This window comes from Bradyrhizobium sp. PRIMUS42, from assembly GCF_023006515.1.
Lineage (GTDB): Bacteria > Pseudomonadota > Alphaproteobacteria > Rhizobiales > Xanthobacteraceae > Bradyrhizobium.
The window spans coordinates 1-2,502 of sequence record NZ_JALBGZ010000835.1 but is presented as its reverse complement, the minus strand read 5'-3'; the positions used below and the strand labels follow the sequence as shown (position 1 = coordinate 2,502).

The window sequence follows — 2,502 nt, the reverse complement described above, 5'->3', positions numbered from 1 at the left end:
GGCCGACGCGCGGTTCGGGCAGGGCGAAGGTCGCATTCTCCGCGGCGATGATCAGGTCGCAGGCGAGCGCGATCTCGAAGCCGCCGCCCATGGCGACGCCGTTCACCGCGGCGATGATCGGCTTGTCGCAGTCGAACCGAGAGGTCAGGCCGGCAAAGCCGCCCTTGTCCCAGCCGCGTTTTCCCCCCGCCGCCTGCCACTTCAGATCGTTGCCGGCGCAGAACGCCTTGTCGCCGCTGCCTGTGACGACCGCAATCCATTGCTCGGGATCGGCCGCGAAATCGTCGAACACTTTTTGCAGTTCGAAATGCGCATCGGTGTGCAGCGCGTTGTAGACCTCGGGACGCGACAGCGTGACGATCGTGATCGGACCCTTGCGTTCCACTTTCGAGAATTTCAACTCCATCGCGCGCTCCCGCATTTTCTCGTGAAGGAATATTGCCGGCATAGTAGCGCGCCTCAGTGCTTGAGCACCATCGAATTGCGCTGGTGCGCCTTGCGCGTCTGGCACGCCTCGCCTTGCTTGACTTGGATGCGCTCTTCTCCGCTTAATCACGCGAAGCAAGAATGCGCCTAGCGTCTTAACGCAAAACAACAAAGATCATTCCGGGAGAGAACCCTTGGATTTCTCATTGCCTGCCGATCTCGTCGCCTATCTCGGAGAGCTCGATCGCTTCATCGAACACGAGATCAAGCCGCTGGAAGAAGCGGACGACAACATCCGCTTCTTCGATCACCGCCGCGAATGGGCGCGCACCGATTTCGAGAACGGCGGCCTGCCGCGCCACGAGTGGGAAGCGCTGCTGCGGAAAGCAAAGGATCTCGCCGACGCCGCCGGACATTTGCGCTTTCCCGTGCCGAGGCAGTATGGCGGCAAGGACGGCTCGAACCTCTGGATGGCCGTGATCCGCGAGCATTTTGCCGCGAAGGGTCTCGGCCTGCACAACGACCTCCAGAACGAGCATTCGATCGTCGGCAATTTCCCCGTCGTCACCATGCTCGACCGCTACGGCCGCGACGACCAGAAAGCGATGATCGACGGCTCGATCAGGGGCAAGTACCGCATCACCTTTGGCCTCACCGAGCCGCATCACGGCTCGGATGCGACCCACATGGAGACGCGCGCGGTGCCGGCGACTCGCGACAACGTCAAGGGCTGGATCATCAACGGGGAGAAGATGTGGACCACAGGCATGCACGTCGCCACGCATTGCGCGCTGTTCGCGCGCACCAGCGGCAATGACGGCGACGCCCGCGGCATCACCTGCTTCCTGGTTCCGGCGAAAAGCCATGGGGTGAAGGTCGAAGAATACATGTGGACCTTCAACATGCCGACCGATCATCCGCGCGTCAGTTTTACCGACGTGTTCGTGCCGGAGGATGCGCTGTTCGGCGAGGTCGGCCGCGGGCTGTCGCTGGCGCAATGCTTCGTGCATCAGAACCGCATCCGCCAGGCCGCAAGCTCGCTCGGCGCCGCCGTCTACTGCATCAACGAGAGCGTCAAATATGCGCGCGAGCGAAAGCCGTTCGGCAAGGCGCTCGCGGAGAACCAGGCGATCCAGTTCCCACTGGTCGAGCTAGCGACGCAAGCCGAAATGCTGCGCCTGCTGATCCGAAAGACCGCCTGGGAGATGGACCAGCTCACCGAGGAGCAGATCGAGCGTACGCTCTCCGACCGCGTCTCCATGTGCAACTACTGGGCAAACCGCCTCTGCTGCGAATCCGCCGATCGCGCCATGCAGGTCCACGGCGGCATGGGCTATTCACGCCATAAGCCGTTCGAGCACATCTACCGCCACCACCGCCGCTACCGCATCACCGAGGGCAGCGAGGAGATCCAGATGCGCAAGGTGGCCGGATTCCTGTTCGGCTATATGGGGCCGGGGAAGCATTAGCTGCCGCCGCGCGCACGGCTATCGTAGGGTGGGCAAAGCGAAAAGCGTGCCCACCACCTCTCTCGTAATCGAAGAATGGTGGGCACGGCGCTTTGCGCCTTTGCCCACCCTACGGCACCGCGGATCAATTCACCCGCCGATCCTTCCCGGCCCAGTACGGCTCCCTCAACTGCCGCCGCAAAATCTTGCCTGAGGGATTTCTCGGCAGCGCCGGCAGGAACTCCACGGTCTTCGGCGTCTTGTAGCCGGCGATGCGCTCGCGGGTGAAGTTGATGATGTCGGTGGCGGTTGCCTCCTTGCCCGGCTTCATCACCACGACGGCTTTCACTGCCTCGCCCCATTTGTCGTCGGGCACGCCGATCACCGCGGCCTCGGCGACATCAGGATGATCGCACAGCGCGCTCTCGACCTCGGCGGGGTAGATGTTCTCGCCGCCGGAGATGATCATGTCCTTGATGCGGTCGTGGATATAGAGATAGCCGTCCTCGTCCATGTAGCCGGCGTCACCCGTGCGCAGCCAGCCGTCACCGCGCAGCGTCGATGCGGTCGCCTCCGGCAGGTTCCAGTAGCCGGCCATGTTCGAGCCCGATCGCGTCGCGATCTCGCC

2 protein-coding genes and 1 pseudogene are annotated in these 2,502 nt (G+C 63.1%); 1 reads left to right on the top strand and 2 read right to left on the bottom strand.

Annotated elements, in window-relative coordinates:
• Nucleotides 1–406: enoyl-CoA hydratase-related protein (locus tag MOV75_RS34400; protein ID WP_247007566.1), on the bottom strand; the 406-nt coding region annotated here is incomplete at its 3' end.
• Nucleotides 407–620: 214 nt separating this feature from the next.
• Between MOV75_RS34400 and MOV75_RS34395 the strand changes: the two genes are divergently transcribed.
• Entirely contained in the window at nucleotides 621–1,895 is a 1,275-nt protein-coding gene (locus tag MOV75_RS34395) for an acyl-CoA dehydrogenase family protein (protein ID WP_246925626.1), read from the top strand.
• A 124-nt stretch (nucleotides 1,896–2,019) separates the two neighbouring features.
• Here the strand turns inward: MOV75_RS34395 and MOV75_RS34390 are convergent.
• Nucleotides 2,020–2,502, bottom strand: a pseudogene (locus MOV75_RS34390) (AMP-binding protein); the annotation flags it as partial.